2 protein-coding genes and 2 pseudogenes are annotated in these 2,523 nt (G+C 66.2%); 2 read left to right on the plus strand and 2 right to left on the minus strand.

Annotation, left to right across the window (positions count from 1 at the left end):
• Nucleotides 1–246: pseudogene (locus VFW69_RS07935) on the minus strand (SDR family NAD(P)-dependent oxidoreductase); the annotation flags it as partial.
• Between the two features lie 106 nt (nucleotides 247–352).
• Between VFW69_RS07935 and VFW69_RS07940 the strand changes: the two are divergent.
• Together VFW69_RS07940 and VFW69_RS07945 are read left to right on the plus strand one after the other, a co-directional pair.
• Nucleotides 353–745 (plus strand): annotated as a pseudogene (locus VFW69_RS07940) (IS1380 family transposase); the annotation flags it as partial.
• A gap of 183 nt (nucleotides 746–928) precedes the next feature.
• Nucleotides 929–2,155, plus strand: a complete 1,227-nt coding sequence (locus tag VFW69_RS07945; protein ID WP_526499905.1) for an IS256 family transposase — start codon at nucleotides 929–931, stop codon at nucleotides 2,153–2,155.
• 45 nt (nucleotides 2,156–2,200) lie between these two features.
• On the opposite strand, the gene VFW69_RS07950 is transcribed toward VFW69_RS07945, so the two are convergent.
• A partial coding sequence (locus VFW69_RS07950; protein ID WP_526499903.1) for a TIR domain-containing protein occupies nucleotides 2,201–2,523 on the minus strand: 323 nt, incomplete at its 5' end.

The raw sequence follows: 2,523 nt of genomic DNA on the forward strand, positions 1-2,523 counted from the left end.
GGCCTTCGCGGCGGTGTACGCCGGCAGAATGACGGTCTGACGTTGCGTCGAATGGGCGGAGAAGTTGACGATCCGCGCCCATCCAGCCTTCCGAAGCATCGGAAGAGCCGATCGCACGCAATGCACCATGCCCATCACGCCATCGTCGAAGGCCTCCCGCCACCGCGCGTCGGTGAGATCTTCGAATGTGCCCCGAGTGCTCGGACCGACGGCGTTGATGAGCGCATTTAGCCTGGATTTCTCGCGCATATGTCGTTGGTGGTGTGTGTTAATGCGCGAAAGTGCCTGTCCTGCAAGGCATAGTGGGATTTGTTGAGGATTCCACAGCGCCTATCGGAAAGGCACTTCGCAGGTGAACAATAGCGCAGCGGTTGCCCGGGTGAAAGTGTCCGCGGACGGCCATGGTGTCGTGTCGCACGCCGGGGTGGGGATCCTGCAGGAGGTGGCGGGGCTGACCGGGCTCTCAGCGCAGGTCACGGCCGCATTGGCGGACACGTATCGGGGCCCGTGGACCTATGCGCCGGGTGCGGTGTTCGCCGATCTGGCCGCCGCGGTCGCCGGCGGGGCGGACTGCATCGACGGGGTCGGGCAGCGCTGCGGTGACCGTGAACATGTCTTCGGTGCTGCGGCGTCGACGACCACGATGTGGCGCCTCGTCGATGCGCGGATTGACGCCAAGCATCTGCCCGGTATCCGGGCTGCCCGCGCTCATGCCCGGGAAAAGGCCTGGGCGGCCGGGGCGGCGAGGTTGTCCCGGGTCTCGTAGAACTTGAGGTGGCGGTCCCCCGCTTGAGACCTGCCGTGTGGTAGGTGTCGGGCGTTCCGCCAAGAACACCATCAGAAGGGGACCACCACTGTGAAGAAGAGTAGCCAGAATCAGCCCGTGGATGCGACGACGCTCGCTTTTCCCGAGCATGTCAGTGTGGCGATGGCCGAGATCGCCGAGCACGTGGGCGAGGGCCTGCTAGCCCTGGCCGTGGGTGCCGGTCTGCAGGTCATGCAGACACTGATGGACGCCGACGTCACCGCGCTGGCCGGACCCAAGGGCAAGCACGACCAGGGCCGGATCGCGGTGCGCCACGGCCGCGAACACGGCTCGGTGAGCTTGGGTGGGCGCCGGGTGCCGGTGACCCGCCCGCGGGTGCGCGCCGCTGACGGCACGGGTGAACTGCCGATCCCGTCCTATGAACTGTTCACCTCGACGGAGATCCTGGGCAAGATGGCGATGGAGAAGATGCTCGCTGGGCTGTCCACCCGTCGCTATCCGGTGGGCCTGGAACCAGTCGGGGCGCAGATCACCGGAAAGTCCTCGGCGACAAGCAAGTCGGCGGTCTCACGCAGGTTCGTGGCGATGACCGAGACGGCGCTGGCCGAGCTGCTCGCCGCAGATCTGTCCGGGCTGGATCTGGTCGCGTTGATGATCGACGGGGTGCACTTCGCCGAGTCGTGCTGCATCGTGGCCCTCGGGATCGGCATCGACGGTGTCAAGCACCCGTTGGCGTTGGTGGAGGGATCCACGGAGAACGCCACCCTGGTCACCGAGCTGCTGGTGGACTTGCGCGAGCGCAGCCTGGATGTCACCCGCCCGATGCTGGTCGGCATCGACGGGTCCAAGGCTCTTCGCAAGGCGGTCATCGACGTGCTCGATCATCCGGTGATTCAACGTTGTCAGCTCCACAAGGTTCGGAACGTGAAAGATCATCTGCCGCAACGTCTTCGCAGCAGTGTGGGTCGCAGGATGACGGACGCCTTCCACGCCGACTCGGCTGTTGAGGCCGAAGCGGCGCTGCTGGCGTTGGCGAAGGAACTCGACCGCACTCACCCCGGGGCGGCGGCCAGCCTGCGCGAAGGCCTCGACCAGACGCTCACCGTGCTGCGCCTGGGCGTGCCACCCACGCTGGCGCGCACGTTGAGATCGACGAACTGCATCGAGTCGATGATCTCGGTGTGCCGCGAACACGCGGGCAACGTCAAACGCTGGCGCGACGGGCAGATGGCGCTGCGTTGGTGCGCGGCCGGGATGGTCGAGGCCGGCAAGCAATTCCGCCGCGTCAACGGCCACCTGCACCTACCGGCGCTGCGGACCGCACTCGAACGCCACATCACCGAAAACGTCGTACCCGTCATGCATGATGAGCAGGTGAGCGCAGCCTGATGCTCACCGGGCCGCCGCCGAAGTTCCACGGAACTCGGGACATCCTCACTGCTCACTGCTCGGCAAGGGTGCTCGACCGACGAGGAGTGGGATAACCCGCACATCGCGGCGCAGCGCGGCCTCGATCTCAAGGCGCACGAAGTCGTTGGGGTCGTCGAGCCGCCGATGGCCGGTCGGGTCGGTGATGTCAAGCCAGTGGTCACCGATGAGGGCGAGCAACACCTGGCAGGAGCCAACTGCGTCCTCGATGACCCGGAGAAAGTCGTCGCCAGGGTCGATGGAGTCGACGTCCTTGAAAACGCATTCGCTGCCGAAACGGGCGCGCAGACGGTCATACAGCCAGCCCGCCGGGAACGCCGAGTCCTCCC

The sequence above is a fragment of the Mycobacterium sp. genome, assembly GCF_036273375.1.
Classification (GTDB): Bacteria; Actinomycetota; Actinomycetes; order Mycobacteriales; family Mycobacteriaceae; genus Mycobacterium.